Here is a 24,804-nt window from a genome sequence, read left to right on the forward strand (position 1 = left end):
GCAGTGCCGCGCGCCGACACAGGTCGGCTTTCGCAGCAGCGGCGTTGACTCTCGCCGCACTCCTGTCGACCCCCGCCGCGCCGGCGCAGGCGATAGGTCCCTGCGACGCGGGCGGCAACAAGATCACCTGTGAGAACGAGATCACAGGCAGCGACCGGTCGGAGTGGGACACCAATCCGCACGGGACGGTCGAGGGCTACGGCGACCAGATGAGCGTCAACGTCGGCCAGACCATCAACTTCAAGATCCGGTCCACCGCGCTGAACCTGCAGGTGGACATCTACCGCATGGGGTACTACCAGGGCAAAGGCGCGCGCAAGGTCATCACCGTGCCCGCCACCACCTCGGTCTCCCGCAACCAGCCGCACTGCCCGGAGAACACCACCACCGGCGAGGTCGCCTGTGGCTGGGGCACGGCGGCGAGCTGGACCGTTCCCACCACGTCCGTCTCGGGCATCTACTTCGCCCACGTGATCCGTACCGACACCAACGACGACACCCACATCGTCTTCGTGGTCCGAGACGACGCGAGCACCTCCGACGTGCTGTTCCGCACCTCCGACAGCACCTGGCAGGCCTACAACTCCTGGGGCGACATCACCGCCACCGAGGACAACCCGAACAAGGTGCTCAACAGCCTCTACCGGGGCGACAGCGTCATCGCGCCGGGCCGGGCGGTCAAGGTCAGCTACAACCGCCCGTTCAACACGCGTGAGTCCACGCCCTGGGGCCGCGACTACGTCTTCGCCAACGAGTACCCGATGGTGCGCTGGCTGGAGGCCAACGGCTACAACGTGTCGTACATGTCGTCGCTGGACGCCGCGCGCAGTCCCGCCACGCTGCTCACCCACAAGTCGGTGCTGTCGGTGGGCCACGACGAGTACTGGTCGGGCGAGGAGCGCGCGGCCTTCGAGAACGCCCGTGACAACGGCGTGAACCTCGCCTTCTTCAGCGGCAACGAGGTCTACTGGAAGACCCGCTGGGAGAACTCCTACCGCACGCTGGTCTCCTACAAGGAGACCCACGCCAACGCCAAGATCGACCCGACGGCGAACGTCTGGACGGGCACCTGGCGCGACCCGCGGTTCAGCCCGCCGGCCGACGGCGGCAGGCCCGAGAACGCGCTGACCGGCACGCTGTTCACCGTCAACTGCACGACCTCCGACAACGGCTGCGAGGGTATCCCGCTGACCGTGCCGATGGCCGACGGCAAGATGCGCTTCTGGCGCGGCACCGGGGTCGGCGGCCAGATCACCGGCTCGATGAACATCCCGGGCGTCGTCGGGTACGAGTGGGACGAGGACCTCGACAACGGCTCGCGGCCCGCCGGCCTGGTGCCCATGTCGAGCACGACCGCGACCGCCGAGCAGGTGCTCATCGACTACGGCACCAACGTCGCGCAGAAGAGCGCCACCCACCGCATCACGTTCTACCGCGCCCCGAGCGGCGCCCTGGTGTTCGGCGCCGGGACGGTGCAGTGGTCGTGGGGCCTGGACGGCGAGCACGACAGCTACGACGACAACGACTACAGCAACCTCAACATCAAGCAGGCGACGGTCAACCTGTTCGCCGACATGGGGGTGCAGCCCAAGTCGCTCACCTCCGGGCTGAGCACCGCGGTCAAGTCCACCGACACCACCGCGCCGTCGGCCGCCATCAGCGCCCCGGCCGCCGGGGTGACGGTGAACAACGGCTCGACCGTCACCGTCAGCGGCACCGCCTCCGACGTCGGCGGCCAGGTCGGCGCCGTGGAGGTCTCCACCGACGGCGGCGCCACCTGGCACCCGGCCACCGGGCGCGGCACGTGGACCTACACGTGGAAGGTCACCGGAGTCGGCGCGACGACCATCAAGGCGCGCGCCGCCGACGACAGCGGCAACATCGGCGCGCAGGCCTCCCGCAACGTCACCGTCGACTGCCCGTGCAGCCTGTTCACCTCCTCCACCCAGCCCGCGAACCCGGCCGAGAACGACGGCAGCGCGCTGGAGCTCGGCGTGCGCCTCAAGCCGGCGGTGAACGGCTACCTGACCGGCGTGAAGTTCTACAAGGGCTCCGGCAACACCGGCACCCACACCGGCACCCTGTGGGACACCGCGGGCAACCCGCTGGCCACCGGCACCTTCTCCGGCGAGACCTCGACCGGCTGGCAGAAGCTCAACTTCGCCTCGCCGGTGTTCGTCACCGCCGGCACCGAGTACGTGGCCTCGTACTACGCGCCGAACGGCCACTACGCCGCCGACGCGAACTTCTTCCGCTACCAGCCGCTGACCAACGCGCCGCTGACCGCGCCGGCCGCCACCGGCACGGCGGGCAACGGCGTCTACCGGGCGGGGGCGGGCTTCCCCAACCAGACCTTCAACGGCGGCAACTACTACGTGGACGTCGTGTTCACCGTCAACGACGTCTACCCGCCGGCGGTCACCTCGGCCGTGCCGGTGCCCGGCTCGTCCAGCGTGCCGACCGGCGTGCAGCCGAAGGTCACCTTCGGCGAGCCGGTGCAGGCGGGCACCGCGACGTTCACGGTGAAGGACGCCACGCAGGCGACCGTCGCCGGCACCGTGTCGCTGGACTCCTCGCGCAAGTCGCTCACCTTCGTGCCGTCGGCGCCGCTGGCGCCCGGCGAGCGGTTCACGGTCGCGGTGTCCGGCGCCAAGGACGACGCGAACAACACCATGACCCAGCCGTACACCTTCGCCTTCACCACGGCGAAGACCTGGACGGCCGGGCTGTGCCCGTGCACCATCTGGCCGGACGTCACCGTGCCCGACACCCCGAGCGTCAACGACACCGGCTCGGTCGAGGTGGGCGTGAAGTTCCAGCCGGCGACCGACGGCTTCATCGAGGGCATCCGGTTCTACAAGGGCGCGGGCAACACCGGCACCCACACCGGCACCCTGTGGTCCTCGACCGGCGCGGAGCTGACCACGGCGACCTTCACCGACGAGTCGACGCAGGGCTGGCAGGAGGTGTACTTCGGCACGCCGTGGCCGGTGACCAAGGACACCACCTACGTCGCCTCCTACCACGCGCCGAACGGCCACTACTCGGGGACGGGCAACGGGCTGGCCTCGGCGGTGACCGCGATTCCGCTGCGCGCGCTCGCGAGCGGCACCAGCGGCGGCAACGGCGTCTACAAGTACGGCACGCGGTCCTACCCCGACCAGTCGTGGGGGGCGACCAACTACTGGGTGGACGTCATCTTCACCCGGCTCGCCGACACCACCGCGCCCTACATCACGCTCAAGTCTCCCGACCACGGCGGCACGGGCGTGGCCACCGGCACGGCGGTGACCGCGACGTTCAGCGAGGCGATCAAGGAGAACACCGCCACGATCACGGTGAAGAACGCCGCCAACCAGGCGGTCGCCGGCACGCGGTCGCTGAACGAGGCGCGCACGCTGCTCACCTTCACCCCCGACTCCCCGCTGGCGCAGAGCACGACGTACACGGTCACGGTGAGCGGCGCCCTCGACGACGCCGACAACTCCATGACCACGACGTCGTGGTCGTTCACCACCGGCGGCCCGGCGAGCTGCCCGTGCTCGATCTGGGCGAGCAACGCCGTCCCGGCCAACCCGTCGAACGCCGACGCGGACGCCGTCGAGGTCGGGGTGAAGTTCACCGCCGAGATGAACGGCCAGGTCACCGGCGTCCGCTTCTACAAGGGGGCCGGCAACACCGGCGCCCACGTCGGCAACCTGTGGAGCGCCACCGGCACCCCGCTGGCCACCGGCGCCTTCGTCAACGAGTCGGCCTCGGGCTGGCAGACCCTCCAGTTCGCCACCCCGGTGGACGTCGTGGCCGGGCAGGTGTACGTCGCCAGCTACCACGCGCCGAACGGGCACTACGCGGGCGACGGCGCGTACTTCAACGCCGGGCCGTACGCCAACTCCCCGCTGACCGCGGCGGCCAACGGCGGACCCGCGGGCGGCAACGGCGTCTACCGGTACGGGACCGACTCGGGGTTCCCGTCGGCCAGCTTCAACGGGGCCAACTACTGGGTGGACGTGCTGTTCACCCCGTCGAGCTAGTCCCGTCATCCGGGTGCGGTTCGATCGCGGCGGGACCCCGCCGGCGACCGGACCGCACCCGGCCCGCACGACCCGCGTCACCGAAGACCGACACACCACCCGATCCCCGACCTACAGGACAGGAGAGCCGCCTTGACGTCGATCGGCCTTGCCGTGATCGGTGCGGGCTACTGGGGCCCCAACCTGGTGCGCAACGCGATGGCGACCCCGGAGCTGCGCCTTGAGTGGCTGTGCGACCTGGACGAGGACCGCGCCAGGGCGGTGCTCGGCCGCTACACCACCGTGCGGCCCACCTCCTCGGTCGAGCAGGTGCTCAAGGACCCGGACGTGCGGGCCGTGGCCATCGCCACCCCGGCGCGCACGCACTTCGACCTGGTGCGCGCCGCCCTGGAGGCCGGCAAGCACGTCCTGGTCGAAAAGCCCCTGACGCCGACCTACGAGGAGGGCGCCGAACTGGTGGCCCTGGCCGAGGAGCGGGGGCGGGTGCTCATGCTCGACCACACCTTCTGCTACACGCCCGTGGTGCGCCGCATCCGCGACCTGGTCTCCTCCGGCGAGCTGGGCGAGGTGCAGTTCGTCGACTCGGTGCGCATCAACCTCGGCCTGGTGCAACCGGACGTGGACGTGCTGTGGGACCTGGCGCCGCACGACCTGTCCATCCTGGACTTCGTGCTCCCCGAGGGCGTGGCCCCGGTCGCCGTGGCGGCGCACACCTCCGACCCGATCGGGGCGGGCCGGCCGTGCCTCGCGTACCTGACCCTGTGGCTGTCGTCGGGGGCCATCGCCCACGTCCACGTCAACTGGCTCAGCCCCACCAAGATCCGCACGACCGTGATCGGCGGGTCGCGCCGCACCATCGTGTGGGACGACGTCAACCCCGCCCAGCGCCTGTCGGTGTACGACCGGGGGGTGGACCTGGCCGCGGCGGGCGAGGACGAGCGCCGGGCGGCCCTGATCTCCTATCGCACCGGTGACGTCGTCGTACCCGCCCTGCCCGAGCGCGAGGCGCTGCGCGGGGTGATGGCGGAGTTCGCGGCGTCCATCGCCGAGGGCCGGGCCCCGCTCACCGACGGCAGGTCGGGACTGCGCGTGCTCGCACTCCTGGAAGCGGCGGGGCGGAGCATCCAAAATGACGGCAGACGAATCGACCTTGGGGGAACCACTCGATGATCTCGGCACTTGAGAACAGCCGCTGCCTGGTGACCGGGGGCGCGGGCACGATCGGCTCGACCGTCGTGGACCAGCTCCTCGCCGCCGGCGCCAGCGAGGTGGTCGTGCTGGACAACTTCGTCCGCGGGCGCCGCGCCAACCTGGCCGCCGCCGAGGCCGCGGCCGGAGACTCCCGCCGGCTGCGCGTCGTCGAGGGGGACATCCGCGACACCGCGCTCGTGCGCTCGCTCACCGAGGGCATGGACGTGGTGTTCCACCTGGCCGCCATCCGCATCACCCAGTGCGCCGAGGAGCCGCGCCTGGCCCTGCAGGTGCTGGTGGACGGCACCTACGAGGTCGTCGAGGCCGCCGCCGACGCCGGCGTGCGCAAGGTCGTCGCCTCCTCCTCGGCCTCGGTGTACGGCCTGGCCACCGAGTTCCCGACCCGCGAGGACCACCACCCCTACGCCAACGACACCCTGTACGGCGCGGCCAAGACCTTCAACGAGGGGCTGCTGCGCAGCTTCCACGCGATGCGCGGCCTGGACTACGTGGCCCTGCGGTACTTCAACGTGTACGGCCCCCGCATGGACATCCACGGGCTCTACACCGAGGTGCTGATCCGCTGGATGGAGCGCATCGAGGCCGGCCGGCCGCCGCTGATCCTCGGCGACGGCCTGGCCACCATGGACTTCGTCTACACCGAGGACATCGCCCGCGCCAACCTGCTCGCCGCGTCGGGCGAGGTCACCGACGAGGTCTTCAACATCGCCAGCGCCACCGAGACCAGCCTGCGCGGGCTCGCCGAGGCGCTGATGGCCGTCATGGACGCGAGCGACCTCGGGCTGGAGTTCGGCCCGGCCCGCGCCGTCAACGGCGTCACCCGGCGCCTGGCCGACGTCGGCGCGGCGGCCGAGCGGCTCGGCTGGAAGGCCGAGGTGGACCTCGAAGAGGGCCTGCGCCGGCTGGTCGCCTGGTGGCGCGCCGAGAAGGCCCGGTGAGCGACCTGCTGGTCTACGGCGCGGGCACCCGGTACGACGGGGTGAGCGGCACCGACCGGCACATGGCCGACCGGCTGAGCGCGTTCACCGACGTGCTGTACGTCGACCCGCCGCGGCCGGTCCGTTCCGGGCTGCGCGACCCCGAGACCGGGCAGGCCGGGCATGTGCTGCGGAGCGTCCACGCCGGCCTGTGGCGGCTCAGCCCGGTCGCGCCGCCCGCGGCCTACCGCAGGGGCGTCGAACGGGTCACCGCGACGATGGCCCGCCGTGCCGTGCGCGCCGCCGCCCGCAGGGTGGGCGGCGCCGTGACGGCGGTGGTCGTGGCCGGGACGACCGACCTGCTGGACCTCGCGCCGCGAGCGCGCACGGTGCGGTACCTCACCGACGACCTGGTGGCGGGCGCCTCGCTGATCCGGATGTCGGCCGCCCGGCTGTCGGCGGCCGAGCGGCGGATGACCTCGCGGGCGGACGCGGTCGCCGTCGTCTCTCCCGACCTGGTGGAACGGCTCGGCCGGGAGGGGCGCACGGCGGCACTGGTGCCGAACGGGTGCGACGTGTCGGCCTACCGGGACATCGACCAGGCCGCTCTGCCCGCGGACCTGCCGGCCGAGCTGGCCGCGACGCCGGCCGCCGGGTTCGTCGGCCACATCAACGCCCGCATCGACATCGCCCTGCTGGAGGCCGTCGCGGCCACCGGGGCGCCGCTGGTGCTGGTCGGTCCCCGGTCCGGCGACTACGAGCCCGAGCGGTGGCCGCGGCTGCTCGCCCGCCCCAACGTGCACTGGGTGGGACGCAAGCCGTACGAGGAGCTGCCGTCCTACCTGCGGGTCATGGACGTCGGCCTCACGCCCTACGCCGACAGCGCCTTCAACCGGGCGAGCTTCCCGCTGAAGACGCTGGAGTACCTGGCGGCCGGCCGGGCCGCGGTCTCGACCGACCTGCCCGCCACCGCCTGGCTCTCGGCCGGGCCGCTGATCGCGGTCGCGCGGACCCCGGCGGACTTCGCCGCCGCCGTGACGGCCGAGCTCGGCACCCCCCGCACGCCCGCGCTCGCCGAGGCGCGGCGGGCGTTCGCGGCACGGCACGACTGGAACCAGAGGGTCCGCCTGCTGGCGGATCTTCTCGGCCTTGAGATCAGGGAGGTGGCCGGGCGATGATCCCGGTGATGCGGCCGTGGTTCGGCCCGGAGGAGCAAGCCGCCGTCGGCGAGGTCATCGCCTCCGGCTGGGTCGCGCAGGGGCCGAGGGTGGCCGAGTTCGAGCGCGCGTTCGCCGCGAGCGTCGAGGCCGGGCACGGGGTGGCGGCCTCCTCGTGCACCACCGCGCTGCACCTGGCCCTGGTGCTCGCGGGCGTCGGCCCCGGGGACGAGGTGGTCGTCCCCTCGCTGTCGTTCATCGCGACGGCCAACGTCGTGCGGTACGTCGGGGCCACTCCGGTGTTCGCCGACATCGACCCGGCGACCGGCAACCTCACCGCCAAGACCATCGACGCCGCCCGCACCCCCCGCACCCGCGCGGTGATCATCGTGCACCAGGGCGGCGTGCCGGCCGACGTCGACGACATCCGCCTGGTGCACGAAGGGCTCGCACTCATCGAGGACGCCGCCTGCGCCGCCGGGTCGTTCTACCGCGACCGGCCGGTCGGCGCCGGCGCGAGCGTCGCCGCCTGGTCCTTCCACCCCCGCAAGCTGCTCACCACCGGCGAGGGCGGGATGCTGACCACCGACGACCCCGAGTGGTCCGCCCGCGCGCGGCGGCTGCGCGAGCACGGCATGAGCGTCAGCGCGGCCGACCGGCACGCCAGCGGCTCCACCGCGCCTGAGGAGTACACCGAGGTCGGCTTCAACTACCGGATGACCGACCTGCAGGCGGCGGTCGGCCTGGTGCAGCTGCGCAGGCTCCCCGAGCTCGTCGCGCGCCGGCGGGCGCTGGCGGGCCGCTACCAGGAGCTGCTGGCCGGCATCCCCGGCCTCACCACCGCCGGCGACACCGACCACGGCCGCACCAACTACCAGTCGTTCTGGATCGCCCTGCCGGTCGGCTTCCCGATGAGCAGGAACGACCTGCTGGGCTTCCTCGCCGAACGGGGCGTCTCCGCCCGGCGCGGCATCATGGCCGCCCACCTGGAACCCGCCTACGCGGACGTCCCTGCCGCCGAGCTGCCGCACACCGAGTGGCTCACCGCCAACTCGCTGATCCTCCCGCTGTTCCACGCCATGACCGAGGCCGAGCAGGACCAGGTCGTCGAGGCCCTGCACGCCGCCGCGCGAACCTGACCTCTCGCCCCCACGGGGAGCCCCTCCGGCGGATCTCCGTCCAGGGGCCTCCCCCGGGGCGTCCCGCGTACCGCCACCTTCGAGGAGACCGACCCGGTGACCTCCCACCCCATGGAGACCTGACCGTGCGCATTCTGGTGTACCCGCACGCCATGGAGGTCGGCGGCAGCCAGCTCAACGCCGTCGAGCTCGCCGCCGCCGTCCAGCGGCTGGGCCACGAGGTCAGCGTGATCGGCGAACCCGGCCCGCTGGTCGCCCACCTCGCCGACGCGGGCCTGCCGCACCTGCCGCTGGACCCCGGGCGGCGCAGGCCCTCCCCCGCGACCGCGCGGATGCTGCGCGACCTGGCCGTGCGGCGCGGCATCGACGTGATCCACGGCTACGAGTGGCCGCCGGGCGTCGAGGCGTTCTACGCGAGCCTGCGCGGCCCCTCCGCGGCGGTGTGCACGATCATGTCGATGTCGGTCGCCCCGTTCCTGCCGCCCTCGCTGCCGCTGGTGGTCGGCACCCGGGAGATCCAGGAGCGGGCCGCGCCCGGACGCCGCCACGTCCACCTCATCGAGCCGCCGGTCGACGTGCACGCCAACGCCCCCGGGCATCCGGCGGCGGAGTTCCGCCGCGCCTTCGACCTGCCGGAGGGGCCGCTGGACATCGTGGTCGTGGGGCGCCTGGTCGCCGAGCTGAAACTCGAGGGCCTGCTCACCGCGATCGACGTCGTCGGCCGACTCGCCGCCGAGCTGGACCTGCGGCTCGTCATCGTCGGCGACGGACCCGCCAGGGGCGAGGTGGAGGAGCGCGCCGCCGCCGCCAACGCCGCCGCCGGCCGCCGCGCCGTCGTCCTGACCGGCCAGCTCCTCGACCCCCGCCGCGCGTACGCGGCGGCGGAGGTGTGCCTGGCCATGGGCGGCTCGGCGCTGCGCTCGCTGGCCTTCGCCAAGCCGCTCATCGTGCAGGGCGAGCTGGGGTTCTTCGAGCTGCTCACCCCCGAGAGCGAGAAGACCTTCCTCGGCCAGGGGTGGTACGGCCTCGGCGCGGGCCGCGAGGAGGGCGCGCCCCGCCTGGAGGCCATCCTGCGCCGCCTGCACGCCGGCCCCGGCCTGCGGCACGAGCTGGGCGAGTACGGCAGGCGCCTGGTCGTGGAACGCTTCAGCCTGGAGCGCGCGGCGCGCGTCCAGGTGGAGATCTACGAGCAGGCGGTCACCGAGCGCCCGGCCGCGCTGGACGCCGTCGGCACCGCCGCCGGCGTGCTGGGCCACAAGCTGCGCCGCCGCTACGCCCGCCTGCGCGGCACCGAGGCCCGCGACGACTTCAACGCCGTCGCCCGGAGCAGGCCGTGACCGCCCCGGAGGTCGACGCGCCGTCGCTCGGCAGCCGGGCGGGCAGGGCGCTGGGCTGGAGCCTGCTCAGCACGATCGCGGCGCGGCTCGGGACGCTGGCCATCGGCATCACGCTGGCCCGGGTGCTCGGGCCGGCCGAGTTCGGCACGTTCGCGGTCGCGCTGGTCGCTTTGCTCGCCATGCTGAGCATCAACGAGCTCGGCGTGAGCCTCGCCATCGTCCGCTGGCCGGGCGACCCGCGGTCCATCGTCCCGACCGTGGCGACCATGTCGGCCGGGTTCAGCGTGCTGGTCTGCGGCGCGTTCGTCGCGGCGGCGCCCGCGTTCGCCGCGGTGATGGGCAACCCGGCCGCCACCGGCCCGGTGCGGGTGCTGGCCCTCAGCGTCGTCACCAACGGGCTGGTGTCCACCTCGGCGGCCCTGATGCAGCGCGAGTTCATGCAGGGACGCAAAATGATCGCCGACCAGGTGGACAACTGGCTCGGCGCGCTGATCTCCCTCGCGCTCGCCCTGCTCGGCTGGGGGGCGATGAGCCTGGCCGTCGGCCGGGTCTGCGGCTCGCTCGCGGGCGGCGCTCTGCTGGTCTCCTTCGCGCCCCAGCGGCTGCGGTTCGGCTTCGACCGTGAGGTGGCCCGCCGGCTCGTCCGGTTCGGACTGCCGCTGGCCGGTGCGTCCCTGCTGGTCTTCGCGGTGGGCTACGCCGACCAGATCGTCGTCGGCCACGTGCTCGGCTCCACCGCGCTCGGCTTCTACGTGCTCGCGGTCAACCTGTCCGGGTGGCCGGTCGCGGTGTTCTCCCAGCCGGTGCGCGCGGTCGCGCCCGCCGCGTTCGCCCGGCTCCAGCACGACCGGCCCACGCTGAGCCGCTCGTTCGTCACGGTCGCCGCCCTGCTGGTCGGGCTGACGCTGCCCATGTGCCTGCTGCTGAGCGGCGCGGCTCCCGCGATCATCCGGTTCGTGTACGGGGACCAGTGGGGACCGGCCGCCGTCGCGCTCGCCGGGCTCGGCGTGCTCGCCGGGCTGCGGATCTTCTTCGAGCTGGTCTACGACTACCTCGTCGTCCTGGAACGCTCGCGCGCCGTGCTCGCCGTCCAGGGGCTGTGGGTGGCCGTGCTGGTGCCCGCGATGTGGCTCGGCGTCACCCAGGGCGGGCTGCGCGGGGCCGCCGTCGCGCTGGTCGCGGTGGCCGGCCTGGTGGTGCTGCCCGCCTACCTGTGGATGCTCGGCCGGGCCGGCGTCCGGCCGGCGGACCTGGCGCGCAGCCTGTGGCCCGCGGTGCTGGCGGCGCTCGCCGTCGGCGCCTTCGCCGTGGGCGCCGGGCGGGTCATCGTCCCCGATCTCGGCGTCCTCGCGGCGGCCGGCACGGCGGGCGTGCTCGTCGTCGGCCTGTACGGCTACCGCAGGCGCCGGGTGCTCGCCGACCTCAGGCGGGCCGCGTGAGCCCGTATCGCGACCAAGGAGACCGCATGACACTCCCTTCCCTGCCGGCGGCGCGTTCCGGGGAGGCCGCGTGACGCCGCTGCTGATCGTGGGCGCCGGAGGGTTCGCCCGCGAGACCGCGCAGCTCGTCCACGCCGTCAACGACGTCTCCCCGACGTGGGAGCTGCTCGGGCACCTGGACGACGACCCGGCCAAGCACGGCGCCGTCGTGGACGGGGTGCCGGTGCTCGGCGGCTCCGACCTGGCGGTGAAGCGGGAGGACGCCCAGGTCGTGGTCTGCACCGGAAGCCCCCGCGACCACACCAGCCGGGCCCGCATCGTCGCCCGTCTCGGCCTGCCGCCCGCCCGGTACGCCACGCTCGTCCATCCGGCGGCGAGCGTGTCCCGCACCTCCACCATCGGCCCGGGGTCGGTCGTGCTGGCGCAGACCGTGCTTACCGCCGCCGTCACGCTGGGAGCGCACGTCAGCGTGATGCCGCACGTGACCTTGACGCACGACGACGTGGTGGAGGACTTCGCCACGCTCGCCGCCGGGGCGCGGCTGGCCGGCGCCGTCCGCGTCGGCATCGGCGCCTACGTCGGCTCGGGCGCGCTGGTCCGGGAGACCTTGACGATCGGGCCCTACGCCCTGGTCGGCATGGGGTCGGTCGTGACCCGCGACGTCCCCGCCCGCGAGGTCTGGGCCGGCGTGCCGGCCCGTTTCCTGCGCCCCTCCACCGTCCCCGTCCCTCCCTTTCCCTCTCCTGGAGCACTGACATGATCCCGTTCGTCGATCTGCGCGCGGCCCACGCCGAGGTGGCCGAGGAGGTGCGCCAGGGTTTCGACCGGGTGCTCGCGACCACGGCGTTCGTGCAGGGCCCGGACGTCGCGGCGTTCGAGCAGGAGTACGCCGCCTTCTCCGGCGTGCCGCACTGCGTGGGCGTGGGCAACGGCACCGACGCCGTCGAGCTGGCGCTCCGCGCGAGTGACCTGCCGCCCGGCGCCGGGGCCGTGCTGCCCGCCAACACCTTCGTCGCCACGGCCGAGGCCGTCGTCCGGGCCGGCCTGCGGCCGGTGCTGACCGACTGCGACGAGGAGTTCCTGCTGCTGGACCCGGCGTCGGCCGCCACGGCCGCCGGGACCGGCACGGCGGCGGTGCTGCCGGTCCATCTGTACGGCCAGCAGGCGCCGATGGCGGCCGTCCACGAGCTGGCCGCGCGCCACGGGCTCGCGGTGGTGGAGGACGCCGCGCAGTCACAGGGCTCCGAGCAGGCCGGGCGTCCCCCGGTCGGCCTGGCCGCGACCAGCTTCTACGCGGGCAAGAACCTCGGCGCGTACGGCGAGGCCGGGGCGGTGCTGGCCTCCTCGGCCGAGACGGCCCGCGCGGTCCGCCTGCTCGCCAACCACGGCAGCGAGGTGAAGTACCGGCACGAGACGCTCGGCTTCAACTCGCGCCTGGACACCCTCCAGGCGGTCGTGCTGCGGGCCAAGCTCGCGCGCCTGGCCCGGTGGAACGAGCTGCGCCGCGCCGCCGCCGACCGGTACGCGGACCTGCTGTCCGGCATCGACGGCGTGCGGGTGCCGCGCGCCGCCCCGGGCAACGTGCACGTGTGGCACCTGTACGTGATCCGCGTGCCCGAGCGCGACCGGGTGCTCGCCGGGCTCCAGGAGGCAGGGGTGCAGGCCCAGATCCACTACCCGGTGCCCGTGCACCTGCAGCCCGCCTTCAGTGATCTCGGCCACGGCCCGGGCGACTTCCCGATCGCCGAGAAGGCCGCCGGCGAGATCCTGTCGCTGCCCATGCACCCCCACCTGACCGCCGACCAGCAGGAGCACGTCGCCGAGGCCCTGGACAAGGTCCTGCGGCAACTGTGACGCCCGGCCGGGCGATCAGGCGAGCTCGCGGCGCCCGGCCGGTGGCGAACAGGCGAGCTCGCGGCGCCCGGCCCGGTGGCGATCAGTCGCCGAGCTCCTCGAACAAGGTGAGCTGCAGCCCGGCGGGGGCCCGCAGCCGGGCGTTCAGCGAGTTCCACGGCGTACGCGTGGGCGGTGCGATGACCTCCGCTCCGGCGCCGGCGAGCTCGGCGGCGGTGCCGGCGGAGTCCGCCACCTCGAAGGCGACCCTGATCGGCCCGGCGACCCGGCGCCCGACCTCCACGCGGTCGATGAACTCCGCCTGCCGGGAGTCGATGATCTCCAGGGTCGCCCGTCCCGCGTCCAGCAGCCGCACCCTGCCGTCCGGCGAGGAGAAGTCGGCGAGCTCGGGCAGGCCCAGCACGTCGCGGTAGAACCGCAGCGCCTCCTCGTAGTCCTCGGCGGTGACGACCAGGCGAAGCTCGCGAACGCTCATGGCCGCCCATCCTACGATCACGCCGAACGGCCCCACGAGGCCGAGCTGGAACGGCTGAGGAACCTGGGATCATGTCCCCGGATGATGACCCGACGGTGCTGATGGAGCCGGGCCCGGGAGGCGGGCCGCGCTTCTTCTTCGTGCTCGTTCCCGAGCCCAAGACGGTCAGGAACCGCCTCCACCTCGACCTGGCGTGCGACGACCTGGACCGGCCCGCCCGTGGTCACGATGACGGCTCGAGGTCGAGCACTGCTCTGCCACTCTGGATGTCGATCGGCACCGAGACCTGGTCGTGTGCGATCAGCCAGTCACCGTCGATCTTCCGGAAGCCGTACGTGACCCTGACCCACATGCCGCTCGTCGCCGCCCCGTCCTTCAGCGTGCCGCTGAGGCGAGCGAAGGCGTGCCCGAACGCCACGTCATCGCCCACGGCGAGCGTCAGGTCGCGAACCTCGTAAGTCACACTCTCGAAGACCAGGAACACGTTTGCCCAGTTCTTGAGTTTCGCCTCCAGCCCCACATGCTGGAGCGGCGGCTCGACGTCGAAGGACACGACGTCCTTGGCGTAAGGCCGCTTCAGGCCCTCGAGATCCTTGGCTCGGAGCCCCTCGACGATCTTGTGGACCTGCCGGCGAATCTCGGCTTCGTCTACCTCGCGTTGCGTAGACATCGCTACCCGCACCTTTCTTTCGGGGGGGGAATCCTGCCTTCTGGCACACGCGACTCTATGGCTTACAAGTTATCTTGACTAAGATCAATATTGTTATGGCGTTATGCATACGGAGGCAAGATGGAACTGAACTCGCTCAAGCAGTTCCTGGTGGTGGCGCGGCTGGAGCACCTCAGCCGGGCAGCCGACGAGCTTCACATCGCCCAGCCGTCGCTGAGCCGTACGATCGCCCGGCTGGAGAGCGAACTGGGCATACCGCTGTTCGATCGCAGCGGCCGACTCCGGCTGAACGACACGGGCAGGCTCTTCCGCGATCACGTCGAACGCGCCCTCGGAGAGCTCGACGCGGGACGACGCGCCGTCGCCGAGGCCGCCGGCGAGGGCTTGGGCACCGTGAGGCTGGCGTCGGAGACCTTTCTCACGCTGACCGGGCCACTGGCGGCCTACAAGCGAGCCCATCCCGCCATCGAGATCGAGCTCCACTGGTCACCAGCCGATGACATGGCCCGCCACCTGCGGGCCCAAGAAGTTGATCTGTGTGTCGCCTCGCAGCCGATCCATGCCGACGGCCTTGAGTCCGTGCGGCTGTTCGACGAGGCGGTCGGGGTGGGCACGCCACTCGATCACCCGCTGGCGGGCCGTACGTCCGTGAGCATCGACGAACTCGCCGACCAGCCCTTCATCACCGCCCGCAAAGGGCACTGGCTACGCGGACTGCTCGATCGGCTCTTCGCCGCACGAGACCTCACCCCGAAGATCGTCTGCGAGACCGACGAGCACAGCGCCATCGCGGACCTGATCGTCGCGGGACTCGGCATTGGTCTGGTCCCCTCCGTCGCCCGCCGCCTGGCCGGTGGCAGCGCCGCACATCCGCCCGCCGCGTGGATCGGCGTCGACAGCCCCGACTGCCGTCGTACGGTCACCCTCTACTGGGGGGCCGGCAGCCACCTGTCCACCGCCGCCCGACTGATGCGCACCACGATCACCAACTGGGACTGGGGCGTCGGCGAACCCCAGGAGAAGCGCTGACACGAACCGCTCAGCACGAACTCGAGGTCCATCATGCGTCCACGGTCATAACACCATAGCAATATTAATCTTGGACAGGATAACCACCAGGCCATAGCGTCGGGGTTCGTTCATATAGGGAGATCACAGTGAGGAGGATCCCTCATGGTCACCAGCAGCCTGGGGTCCGCTGCCGCGCCCCGGACAATGCCGGCCGGGTGGACTCTCCGGGCCGTTGTCACCGCGCACGTGGCGGCGGTCGCCGGCCAGCCGGTGTTCGCCGGGGTGTATCTGACCGGTGACTTCGACAGCCTGCGCCTACACGCGGTCGGCGCCGACGTGGTCACCTCCATCGGTTACCTGCAGGTGATCGTGGCGATCATCGTATGGGTCCGGCTGCGTCAGGCCTGGCCGTTCCTGCCCACGGTGGCGGTGGTAGCGGCCGAGACGGTGCAGTACTTCGCCGGCGTGGACGGCGCGTTATGGCTGCACATCCCGCTGGGGGTGATGATCGTCGCCGCGCTCGTCGTGCAGTTCATCGCGGTCTGGCGCCTGCCCCTCCCGCGGTGTCCGCGTGCGCGGGGGGAGGCCCGCGATGCGTGAGCACGACGAGGACCGGTCCGGCCGTGCCCAGGGCCTGTCCAGACGCCGGGCGCTGAGCATCGGCGGGGCGCTCGGGCTGGTGGCGGTCACCGGGCTGTCGACCGCGGCCGCGCTGGCCCGCCGCCCGTCGATCACCGGTGCCGAGTTGCGCAGCGCTGTGCCGCTGCCGCCCGCGTTCCAGGTGCCACTGCCGCTCCCCGCCGTGCTGGCGCCGGTCAGCACCTCGGGTGGCGCCGACCGCTACGAGATCACCCAGCGCGAAGCGAGTGCGGAGATCCTGCCCGGCGTCAAGACGCCGCTGTGGACGTATGAGGGCGCCTTCCCCGGGCCGACGATCGAGTCGCGCCGCGGCCGGCCCATCACCGTGACGCACCGCAACGAACTGCCCGTGCCCACTGTCATGCACCTGCACGGCGGACACACGCCGGCGGCCTCCGATGGGTACCCGACCGACCTCGTCCTGCCCGAAGGCCGGCACGACGCCGCCATGCCCGCCGGGCATGGCTCCGGGCACGGCATGGACGATCCGCGGGCCGTGGTGACCCATCTGACGCGGGACCACGACTTCCCGCTGGACCAGCGGCCGACGCTGCTGTGGTACCACGACCACCGGATGGACTTCACCGCCCCCGCGATCTGGCGGGGCCTGGCCGGTCTGCACATCGTCCGCGACGACGCGGAAGACGATCTCGGCCTGCCCGCGGGGCGCCGCGAGCTGCCTCTCATGATCACCGACCGTGCGTTCGGCGCCGACGGCGGCCTCGCCTATCCCGCCCTCGACCCCACCCTGCGGGAGCGGCCGGGCGTGCGCGAAGCCTATCTCGCGGGCGTCCTCGGCGACGTGATCCTGGTGAACGGCGCCCCGTGGCCCGTACACGAGGTGGACACGGCCCGCCACCGGCTACGCGTCCTCAACGCCTCCAACGCCCGGCACTACGAACTCGAAGCGGTCGCCGATGACGGTCGCAGGCTCGACCTCGTCCAGATCGGCGCCGACCAGGGACTGCTCGCAGCACCGGTCACCCACCGACTGCTGCCGATCGCACCCGCCGAACGCTACGACGTGATCATCGACTTCTCCGGTGTCCCGGCCGGCGGCCGCGTCCGACTCCTCAACCGGCTCGGCGTGGGCCGCACCCGCGACGTGATGGCCTTCCAGGTCGCACGCCAAGCCACCGACGACAGTCGCATCCCCCGCACCCTCTCGGACGATCTGCCGGCCTGGCGACGGTCGGACGCCGTCAGGGTGCGCGACTTCTCCTTCCGCACCGGGCGGATGGACGGCGATCACGGATGGCTGATCGGCGGCCTGCCGTTCGACCCCGCCCGCACCGATGTCACCGTCCGTCTCGGCGACGTCGAAGTGTGGCGGCTGGTCGCCGACGTCCACCATCCCGTCCACTTGCATCTGGTCGGCTTCCGGGTGCTGTCGCGCGGCGGCCGCGCGCCGCTGCCACACGACGCGGGCCTGAAGGACACCGTCTCCCTACGGCCGGGCGAAGCGGTGGAGATCATCACCCGTTTCGACGGCTACCGCGGCCGCTACCTGTTCCACTGCCACAACGCCGAGCACGAGGACATGGGGATGATGGCCAACCTCGAGATCATCTAGGAGAACGACGGCGTCCTCGTCGAGAGCACCCCTGATCAGCGCGACGGCCGACGGGCAGGCGCGGCCGTCGGCCGGCGCCTTCGAGGGATCACCGCGGGCTCCAGAGCCCCACGGGGCCGGGCTCCGGAGCCCGGCGGCGGTCGATTCCAGAGCCCGGCGAGGACCGATTCCAGCGCTCCGGCGCAGGTGGGTTCCAGTGCTCGGCGGAGGTCGGTTCTATCGCTTCGTGGAGGCGAGGCCGGGCGGGGCGGCGGCCAGGGTCTTGTGGATGGCCTCCACCAGGGCCAGCGCCGACTCCTCGGTGAGCTCGACGGCCACCCGAGCCGACGGGCCCTCCGAGGGGTTGGTGAAGTCGATGTTCACGGTGTGCTCGTGGGTGGCGTGGTAGGGGTGGTCGACGTAGACCGCGCCCTGGCTGACGGTGAACCAGCCGGTGGCGCCCTTGCCCGCGCCGTCGAGCTCGAAGTTCTCGGTGAGGTAGGTGCACATGGCGGACTCCTGTCAGGCGGCGAGGTGGCGGCCGTAGAAGGCGAAGATCTTCTTCCAGCCCTCGACCGCGGCGACGGGGCGGTAGGCGGCACGGTCGGTGGAGAAGAACCCGTGCCCGGCGTCGGGGAAGATGTGGAACTCGTGCTCCTTGCCGAGCTTGTCCAGCTCGGTCTCGATCACACCGACCTCGGAGGGCGCGGGGTAGGAGTCCTGCTCGCCGAACAACCCCAGCAGCGGGCACGAGAGGTCGGCGGCCCTGGACAGCAGCGAGCGCGCCTTGAGCGGGAAGTCCGCGGGCGGGTCGGCGGCCACGAACGCGCCGTAGCAGTCGACGGCGGCGTCGATCTGGAGGGAGCAGGCGGCCAGGAACGACTGGCGGCCGCCCGAGCAGTACCCGATCACGCCGATCTTGCCGTTGGCGTGGTCGAGGGAGTTGAGGTACGCCGCGGCCCCGGCGACGTCGCCGACGAGCTGCTCGTCCGGCACGCCGCCCTTGGCCCGCGCGGCGGCGGCCTGGTCGTCAGGGCTGACGCCGGCGCCCTCCCGTGAGTACAAATTCGGGCACACCGCCGCGTATCCGCCGGCGGCGAACCTGCGGACGATCTCCTTCGTGCCCTCGTCGTAGCCGGGCATGTGGTGGATCACGACCACCCCGCCCCGGGGCCGGTCACCGAGCGGCCGGGCGAGGTAGGCCTCCAGTTCGGCCTGCTCGTGTCCCGTGAAGCCCACCGTGCCGGCCCATATCGCGTCGCTCATCAGACTTGCCTCCTCTTTCTGGTCCCTTATTCAACTACCAGAAGAAGATGGCGTTTCCCTGAGCGCCCCGGGGCCCGCCGGGCGGGCGCGGGAGCCGGGCCGGCTCACCGGCTCCCGCGGCGCGTGGTCAGGACACCTTGGTCGACTCCATGATCCAGTTGGTCTCCCACGTGCGTTCGTCGTCGTAGGAGAACGCCTGCTCCCACCGGCACGTCGTGGGCGTGATGTCCGACCAGGTGTACCGCACCCTGATCGGCTGCCCGTCGTCGGTGTCGTCGGCGTAGAACGCACCGATCCCGTCCACGAACCGGCCGACGACCGGGACCGGGTCCAGGCCGCGCGTGCTGTTGCCCCAGTACAGCGACCACTCGCCGGTCGCGGGGTTGCGGACGCGGACCGTCACGCCGTTGAAGTCCTTGTCCGGGAAGGTGATCTCGTCGAAGTTCCCGGCCCCGCCCCAGAAGCCGTGCGCCACCGAGACGCCGGAGAACTCCTCCCACTCGGTGCACCCGGCGTTGCGCTTCAGCAGCCGCCGGTTGGCGACCTCCCAGGTTCCGACGTAGAAGTCGAAGTCGTTCACAGTCCCACCATGCCTTCCGGGCGCGTGTCGGCGAGGTAGCCGTCGAGATCGGGGGTGTCGTTGACGAACATGTGCCGCACCCACGAGGACCGCTCGTGCTCCAGAGCGGGCAGCTCCCACACACAGCCGACCCAGGGCCGGTCCTCGGACACGAAGTGCGTGGGATCCTCGTCGGGACAGTCCACGGCCGGCTGGCCCGCGGCGGCGGTCCGCGCGTCGACCACGTTGTCCCACACCCAGGTGTAGACGCACAGGTAGGCGCCGGTGTCCCCGCCCCTGTGGAGGACGATCCAGCCGGCCGGCGCGTCGGAAGCGGGCGCGGGCACCAGGGTGGGCAGGAACTCGTAGGCGGCCTTCTCCACCTCCGGCTCGATCGGCCGGTCGGCCCGGTCGACGTGATATCGCTTGTACGGACGGCCGCCGACCGTGATGGGGGCGAGCGGCCGCATGTGCTTCTCGATGAACGGCATGGCCGCACGGTATGCCCCCTCCACTGACACGTATTGTCAGCAGATATGCGAGCTTCCCGGCTTCTGTCCGTCCTGCTGCTGCTCCAGTCGCGCGGCCGCCTGACCGCCCAGGAACTGGCGCAGGAGCTGGAGGTCAGCGTCCGCACCATCTACCGCGACGTGGAGTCCCTGCACACCGCCGGCATCCCCCTGTACGGCGAGGCCGGGCACAAGGGCGGCTACCGGCTGCTGGACGGCTTCCGCACCCGCCTGACCGGGCTGACCGGCCAGGAGGCCGAGGCGCTGTTCCTGGCCGGCCTGCCCGGACCGGCCGCCGAACTCGGCCTCGGCGCGCTGGCCGCCGCCGCGGAGCGCAAGATCGAGGCCGCGCTGCCCGCCGACCTGCGCTCCAGCGCGCGCCGCCTGCGCGAGCACCTGCTGTTCGACGCGCCCGGCTGGTACTACGACGGCGACCAGGTGCCCCACCTCCCGCAGGTCGCGGACGCCGTGTGGAACAGGCGGGTCGTCACCGTGCTCTACCACCGCTGGGCCGAGCCCACGGAGGTCGAGCGGACGCTCGAGCCGTACGGGCTGGTGCTCAAGGCCGGCAAGTGGTACCTGGTCGCCCGGTGCGACGGCACGCTGCGCACCTACCGGGTCAGCCAGATCCTGCGCCTGCGGGTGTCGAAGGAGACCTTCACCCGCCCGGCCGGCTTCGACCTCGGCGGCTACTGGCGCGACCACCTCGCCGACTTCCGCACGCGGCTCGTCCAGGGCCACGCCGTCATCCGGCTCTCACCGGCCGGACGGGAGCGGCTCGCCGAGGTGATGAGCTCCGCCGTGACCGCCGCCGTGGCGGACACGGCCGGCCCGCCCGACGACCGCGGCTGGGTCACCGCCACCGTCCCCATCGAGTCCCTCACCCACGCCCACGGCGAGTTCCTCAGACTCGGCGCGGAGGTCATCGTGCTCGACCCGCCCGAGCTGCGCCGCAGAATCGCCCGAACCGCCCACGGCCTCGCCGCCCTCTACCCCCGCCCCGAGAACTGACCCCCACCATCGCGAGGTCATGGTCTGGCGCCGGAGAGCCGCCGGGCCAGCGATTCAAGCTGCGCGACGATGTCCGCCACCTCGTCGTGTGGGATGCCCAGGCGCGCCGCCAGCGCCTCATCGACGGTCGCCATGCTCGCGATCCGCCGCCCCATCTCCCGCCTGCCCGGCGCCGGGCTCACCAGCGTGCGGCGCCGGTCGGCGGGGTCGGGCTCGGTCACCATCACCCCGTCGTCGCGGAACCTGGCCACCGTCGCCGACACCAGGCTCTGCGGGAACCCGGTGCGCTCGGTGATGTCCTTGATCGAGCTTCCCGGGCGCTCGAAGACGGTGACGAGGATCGTGCGGGCGCTGGTCGTCAACGTGTGAAAGCCGGACCTGGGGATCGCCTCCGCACCGATCTCGATCAGTTTGTGTCCTAGGAGCAGCAACTCGAGCCCGTTCATGCCTTCCATGATGCACCACATGCGTGATACATCTGTATTATGATACATCTAGAAAGTGATGCGTTTCTCGAGGTGCCGGGAGCCACGCTGAGGTACCGGCTTCACGGCACCGGCCCGCTGCTGCTGCTGATCGCCGGAGGCGACGGCGACGCCGACGCGAGCCAGGGCCTCGCCGACAGGCTCACCGACCGCTACACGGTCCTCACCTACGACCGTCGCGGCCTGTCCGGCAGCACCCTCGACGACCCCTCGCGGCCGCCGACGATCACCACGCACGCCGACGACGCACACCACCTGCTGGCCGCGCTCACCGCCGAACCCGCCCTCGTCTACGGCAGCAGCATCGGCGCGTTGATCGCCCTGGAACTGGTCGCGCGCCACCCCGAGCAGGTGCGCCTTCTGGTCGCCCACGAGCCGCCCGCCACCCAGGTCCTGTCGGACGCCGAGCGCGCCGAGGCCGATCAAGGACAACGGGAGGTGGAGCGGACGTTCGAGAAGGAAGGGGCACTGGCGGCGCTCCAGAAGTTCCTGGTCGTGGCGGGCATCGATCCAGCCGACCGCGAGGAGGACGCCCCGCTCAGGTCTCCGGTGCGAGAAAGAGTGGCCAATCTGACGTTCTTCCTGACCCACGACGCCCCTGCGGTGCGCAGGCACCGCCTCGCCCTGGACGCGCTCAGATCGGCCGGCACCCGGATCGTCCTCGCCGTGGGCGAGAACTCGGGGCCGATCATGCCGTACCGCTGCGCCTGCTTGCTCGCGGAGGCGCTCGGCCTCCCGTGCGAGGAGTTCCCAGGCGGCCACAATGGCGGCGTCTTCCGCCCGAAGGCCTTCGCGGCACGCCTCCGGGAGGTTCTTGAATCTCCCGATCATCACATCGCCGCGATGCGTCGAACGGGGTGACGCGAGCGGGGCCGTCGCTCGCGTGACGGCCCCGCGCCGGTCACGATGAGCGGCAGATCCTCGCGGCGGTCGTCGTGGCCGAACGCCGTGAGCGTCGTCAGCAGATCGACCCGGCCGCCCGCCCGGTGACCGCTCTACGCGTCGGGGTCGCGGCGGAGGTGGGGATGGGGGGTCTGGGTCTGGAGGCGCCAGAGGGCGCCGCAGCAGCCGACGAGGAGGAACATGACGTTCGTGATCATCGGGAAGCTGAAGGCGTCGAAGGTGCCGAACCCGAAGATGGCGACGGCGACGGAGGCCGCGAAGCACTGGGCGAGGTGGCGGGTCTCGGGGTCGGCGGCGGCCTTGCGGGCCTGCCGGGCGAGGATCCAGCCGGTGAGCAGGAAGATGACCAGCGCGGCCAGCCCGACGAGGCCGGTCTCCAGCGACGACATCAGGTACTGGTTGTCGATCACGCGGTAGATGCGCGGCAGGTAGGTGGCGAACCCCTGGCCGAACAGGGGGCGCTGGGTCACCGCCTCCACCACCGCGTCGTAGTCGCCGGTGCGCGTGGTGGAGTTCTCGTCCGACCCGATGACCGAGACGAGGTTCAGGACGGTGCCGATGAGCCCCGGGATGAGCACGCGCATCACGATGGCGGCGGCGCCGAAGATGAGGATCGCGCGCAGCCGCCACTCCGACGGCCAGGTGGGCAGCAGCACCACCATGACGACGAACAGGCCGAGGATCGCCGAGCGGGAGACGCTCATCGGCAGCGCCCCCGCGATGAGGGCCACCATCATCCACCGCTTGCGCCGTTGTTCGGGGATGCGGCAGTAGATCGCTCCATGCAGCGCGAGCGGCAGGACGGCGGCCAGCACCACGCCCAGTTCGATCGGGTGGGTGGCGGTGCCGGCAGGACGGAAGAAGCCCTCGCGCTCGAACAGCACGGCCGACCCCTTCTCCACCAGGCCGGGCAGGGCGAGGTACTGGGTGACCTCGATGCCGGTGAAGAACTGGATCATCGCGACGAACGCCGGGAACGACGCCCCCATCACGATGCGGTGGCGCAGGGTCTCCAGGCGGTCCATGGTGCTGATGCCGTCGGCGGTGACCAGGGCGATGCCCGCCCACCCGGCGACCAGCACCAGGCCGAGGTCGGCGGCGTTCACCTCGTCGCCCGACAGCGGCCGGGTCGCCGCGGCGACATAACTCGCCAGCACCGACAGCGCCATGAAGACGATGACCGGGCGCAGCGGCTGCCTGCCCCGGATGGGCGTCCAGCGCGGCGACAGCGTGGACAGCAGGTACCACACCAGCAGCAGCACGGCCACCATGGAGGACGGCGAGCCCGCGCCGCCCAGCGGGCCGACCACGTAGCGGGCCGGCATCACGAACAGGACGATCAAGAAGAAGGTGATGATCGTCACCGGGTCGACGCGGGTCTTCTGCAGCCTGGTCCTGCGTACCGGCCTGCCCGCGGGATGGTGGACGGGTGCGGCGGCCTCGGAGGTGCTGGTCACCGCCCCGGCCTGGTCGGGTCGAACACGACGTACGGCTCGTCGTCGGCGTCGTCGGGAGTGGAACGCGAGTGGGAGCCGGGCCTCTTGCGCGCTGCCGAGGATGAGGACTCGGCGCCGGAGGAGGACCGCGACGCCGCGCCCGGCCGCGAGCCGTTGCCCGGCGAACCGCTCGCACCGGAGCCCGAGCCGCGGCGCGGGCGCTCCTTGTCGTCGGCCCACACGTACAGGTCGTCCTGCGGCTTGACCGTCGGCATGGGGGCGGTGTAGCCCTCCTCGATCTCCTGCTGCCCGGCCCACGGGTCGCGCGGCTCGGGCGGGGGCGTGTGCTTGGACGGCGCCGAGGAGGACGAGGGGGAGGACGGTGAAGAGGCGATGCGCCGGTCGTAGAGCGTCGGCTCGGGCGGGTCGAAGGGCCGCGGCGACCGGGCGGACGGCCGGCCGCGGGGGGCGCCGCCCGCCGGCCGCGGCGAGGCGCCGCCGCCGGCGGAGCGCGGGACGCGCTGGGGATGGGAGGGCCCGGCGGGCGGCTGGCCCACTCTGGTGCCCCCGTGGTCGGGCTGGGCGAGCCGGCGGCGCTTCTGCGCGAGCGACTCGAGGAACAGCGGGACGCCGATGGTCACGAGCATGCCGCCCGCGAAGATGATCACCAGGAGGCGGATCTTCTTCTCGGGGGTCAGTTCGGCCTTGTCGCTGGAGGTGACCAGCTCGGCCCGGATGGTGGCGTCCGGGAGGATGGCGGACTTCTGCTGCATCTCGGTCAGGCGCTGCTGGCTCAGAGTGGCGAGCGTCTCCATCGTCGCCTGGGCGACCTTCGGGTCGGGGCCGGTGGCCGTGATGTCGAGCAGCGGGCCCCGCGAGTCCTGGGCGAGCCCCACGGTGAACTCGGCCGTCTTCCCCTCGTCCTTGAGCATCTGCAGAGTGCGCTCGTCGCTCATGCCCCGCGAGATCACCTCGGCGGTGATCGTCAGCGAGGCGTCGAACGCGAGCCAGGGGTTGCCGCCGACCGGCTGCGACCCCTTCCTGGACGACAGGAAGACCACGGTGGCCTTGGACTCGTACTGCCAGGGGATGGCCATCAGCGCCCCGACCGTCGCGATGATGGTCACCGCCAGCAACGCGACCGTCACGGGCCATCGCCGCAGCAGCGCGCGCAGCGAATCAAGCAGGTCCATAGTGTCCCT

At 72.1% G+C, this 24,804-nt stretch carries 23 protein-coding genes; 14 read left to right on the top strand and 9 right to left on the bottom strand.

Annotated features, from left to right (window positions below):
* Window positions 1–44: 44 nt before the first annotated feature.
* The 9 genes from ABZU32_RS04685 (at window position 45) to ABZU32_RS04725 (ending at window position 13,086) form a co-directional block, all read left to right on the top strand.
* Entirely contained in the window at window positions 45–4,031 is a 3,987-nt protein-coding gene (locus ABZU32_RS04685; protein ID WP_354917097.1) for a DUF4082 domain-containing protein, read from the top strand.
* Between the two features lie 132 nt (window positions 4,032–4,163).
* Entirely contained in the window at window positions 4,164–5,201 is a 1,038-nt protein-coding gene (locus ABZU32_RS04690; RefSeq protein ID WP_354917100.1) for a Gfo/Idh/MocA family oxidoreductase, read from the top strand.
* Entirely contained in the window at window positions 5,198–6,181 is a 984-nt protein-coding gene (locus tag ABZU32_RS04695; RefSeq protein ID WP_354917103.1) for an NAD-dependent epimerase/dehydratase family protein, read from the top strand. Before ABZU32_RS04690 ends, ABZU32_RS04695 begins: the two co-directional genes overlap by 4 nt.
* Window positions 6,178–7,338, top strand: coding sequence for a glycosyltransferase (locus tag ABZU32_RS04700; RefSeq protein ID WP_354917106.1), 1,161 nt, complete (start codon window positions 6,178–6,180; stop codon window positions 7,336–7,338). The genes ABZU32_RS04695 and ABZU32_RS04700 overlap by 4 nt, the downstream gene beginning before the upstream one ends.
* Window positions 7,335–8,456 (top strand): DegT/DnrJ/EryC1/StrS family aminotransferase, encoded by a 1,122-nt coding sequence (locus ABZU32_RS04705; protein WP_354917109.1) that lies wholly within the window; start codon window positions 7,335–7,337, stop codon window positions 8,454–8,456. Before ABZU32_RS04700 ends, ABZU32_RS04705 begins: the two co-directional genes overlap by 4 nt.
* Window positions 8,457–8,581: 125 nt before the next feature.
* On the top strand, window positions 8,582–9,793 hold the full coding sequence (locus tag ABZU32_RS04710; protein WP_354917112.1) for a glycosyltransferase family 4 protein: 1,212 nt from the start codon (window positions 8,582–8,584) through the stop codon (window positions 9,791–9,793).
* On the top strand, window positions 9,790–11,232 hold the full coding sequence (locus ABZU32_RS04715; protein ID WP_354917114.1) for an oligosaccharide flippase family protein: 1,443 nt from the start codon (window positions 9,790–9,792) through the stop codon (window positions 11,230–11,232). The genes ABZU32_RS04710 and ABZU32_RS04715 overlap by 4 nt, the downstream gene beginning before the upstream one ends.
* 70 nt (window positions 11,233–11,302) lie before the next feature.
* Entirely contained in the window at window positions 11,303–11,992 is a 690-nt protein-coding gene (locus ABZU32_RS04720; protein ID WP_354917117.1) for a NeuD/PglB/VioB family sugar acetyltransferase, read from the top strand.
* Entirely contained in the window at window positions 11,989–13,086 is a 1,098-nt protein-coding gene (locus ABZU32_RS04725) for a DegT/DnrJ/EryC1/StrS family aminotransferase (protein ID WP_354917120.1), read from the top strand. The genes ABZU32_RS04720 and ABZU32_RS04725 overlap by 4 nt, the downstream gene beginning before the upstream one ends.
* 82 nt (window positions 13,087–13,168) lie before the next feature.
* Here the strand turns inward: ABZU32_RS04725 and ABZU32_RS04730 are convergent, their stop codons facing one another.
* The gene (locus ABZU32_RS04730; RefSeq protein WP_354917123.1) at window positions 13,169–13,561 is read right to left on the bottom strand and encodes a VOC family protein; all 393 of its coding nucleotides are present in this window, start codon (window positions 13,559–13,561) and stop codon (window positions 13,169–13,171) included.
* A 223-nt stretch (window positions 13,562–13,784) separates the two neighbouring features.
* A complete protein-coding gene (locus tag ABZU32_RS04735) occupies window positions 13,785–14,231 on the bottom strand; it encodes a nuclear transport factor 2 family protein (RefSeq protein ID WP_354917125.1) in 447 nt (148 codons plus the stop codon).
* Window positions 14,232–14,351: 120 nt separating this feature from the next.
* Here ABZU32_RS04735 and ABZU32_RS04740 point away from each other — a divergent pair, with 120 nt between their 5' ends.
* The 3 genes from ABZU32_RS04740 (at window position 14,352) to ABZU32_RS04750 (ending at window position 17,454) form a co-directional block, all read left to right on the top strand.
* The gene (locus tag ABZU32_RS04740) at window positions 14,352–15,260 is read left to right on the top strand and encodes a LysR substrate-binding domain-containing protein (protein WP_354917128.1); all 909 of its coding nucleotides are present in this window, start codon (window positions 14,352–14,354) and stop codon (window positions 15,258–15,260) included.
* Window positions 15,261–15,404: 144 nt separating this feature from the next.
* A complete protein-coding gene (locus tag ABZU32_RS04745; RefSeq protein WP_354917131.1) occupies window positions 15,405–15,842 on the top strand; it encodes a hypothetical protein in 438 nt (145 codons plus the stop codon).
* Window positions 15,835–17,454 carry a multicopper oxidase domain-containing protein gene (locus tag ABZU32_RS04750; RefSeq protein WP_354917134.1) on the top strand — a complete coding sequence of 540 codons (1,620 nt, stop codon included), beginning with the start codon at window positions 15,835–15,837 and terminating at the stop codon, window positions 17,452–17,454. Before ABZU32_RS04745 ends, ABZU32_RS04750 begins: the two co-directional genes overlap by 8 nt.
* Window positions 17,455–17,670: 216 nt before the next feature.
* Here the strand turns inward: ABZU32_RS04750 and ABZU32_RS04755 are convergent, their stop codons facing one another.
* The 4 genes from ABZU32_RS04755 to ABZU32_RS04770 form a co-directional block, all read right to left on the bottom strand.
* A complete protein-coding gene (locus ABZU32_RS04755; RefSeq protein ID WP_354838023.1) occupies window positions 17,671–17,943 on the bottom strand; it encodes a DUF6295 family protein in 273 nt (90 codons plus the stop codon).
* Between the two features lie 12 nt (window positions 17,944–17,955).
* Complete coding sequence (locus ABZU32_RS04760) at window positions 17,956–18,699, bottom strand: dienelactone hydrolase family protein (RefSeq protein WP_354917137.1); 744 nt, start codon at window positions 18,697–18,699, stop codon at window positions 17,956–17,958.
* A 127-nt stretch (window positions 18,700–18,826) separates the two neighbouring features.
* Window positions 18,827–19,279 carry a hypothetical protein gene (locus ABZU32_RS04765; RefSeq protein ID WP_354838019.1) on the bottom strand — a complete coding sequence of 151 codons (453 nt, stop codon included), beginning with the start codon at window positions 19,277–19,279 and terminating at the stop codon, window positions 18,827–18,829.
* A complete protein-coding gene (locus tag ABZU32_RS04770) occupies window positions 19,276–19,749 on the bottom strand; it encodes a hypothetical protein (RefSeq protein WP_354917140.1) in 474 nt (157 codons plus the stop codon). The genes ABZU32_RS04765 and ABZU32_RS04770 overlap by 4 nt, the downstream gene beginning before the upstream one ends.
* A gap of 45 nt (window positions 19,750–19,794) precedes the next feature.
* Here ABZU32_RS04770 and ABZU32_RS04775 point away from each other — a divergent pair, with 45 nt between their 5' ends.
* Complete coding sequence (locus ABZU32_RS04775; RefSeq protein ID WP_354917143.1) at window positions 19,795–20,778, top strand: WYL domain-containing protein; 984 nt, start codon at window positions 19,795–19,797, stop codon at window positions 20,776–20,778.
* Between the two features lie 17 nt (window positions 20,779–20,795).
* On the opposite strand, the gene ABZU32_RS04780 is transcribed toward ABZU32_RS04775, so the two are convergent.
* Complete coding sequence (locus ABZU32_RS04780) at window positions 20,796–21,224, bottom strand: helix-turn-helix domain-containing protein (RefSeq protein ID WP_354917145.1); 429 nt, start codon at window positions 21,222–21,224, stop codon at window positions 20,796–20,798.
* A gap of 72 nt (window positions 21,225–21,296) precedes the next feature.
* Here ABZU32_RS04780 and ABZU32_RS04785 point away from each other — a divergent pair, with 72 nt between their 5' ends.
* On the top strand, window positions 21,297–22,124 hold the full coding sequence (locus tag ABZU32_RS04785; protein WP_354917148.1) for an alpha/beta hydrolase: 828 nt from the start codon (window positions 21,297–21,299) through the stop codon (window positions 22,122–22,124).
* 134 nt (window positions 22,125–22,258) lie between these two features.
* Here ABZU32_RS04785 and ABZU32_RS04790 read toward each other — a convergent pair whose 3' ends face one another.
* Together ABZU32_RS04790 and ABZU32_RS04795 are read right to left on the bottom strand one after the other, a co-directional pair.
* Window positions 22,259–23,623: an O-antigen ligase family protein gene (locus ABZU32_RS04790; protein WP_354917151.1), complete on the bottom strand. Its 1,365-nt coding sequence runs from the start codon at window positions 23,621–23,623 to the stop codon at window positions 22,259–22,261.
* A complete protein-coding gene (locus tag ABZU32_RS04795; RefSeq protein WP_354917153.1) occupies window positions 23,620–24,795 on the bottom strand; it encodes a hypothetical protein in 1,176 nt (391 codons plus the stop codon). Before ABZU32_RS04795 ends, ABZU32_RS04790 begins: the two co-directional genes overlap by 4 nt.
* Between the last annotated feature and the right edge of the window lie 9 nt (window positions 24,796–24,804).

The organism is Sphaerisporangium sp. NPDC005288 (assembly GCF_040607475.1).
Classification (GTDB): Bacteria; Actinomycetota; Actinomycetes; order Streptosporangiales; family Streptosporangiaceae; genus Sphaerisporangium; species Sphaerisporangium rhizosphaerae.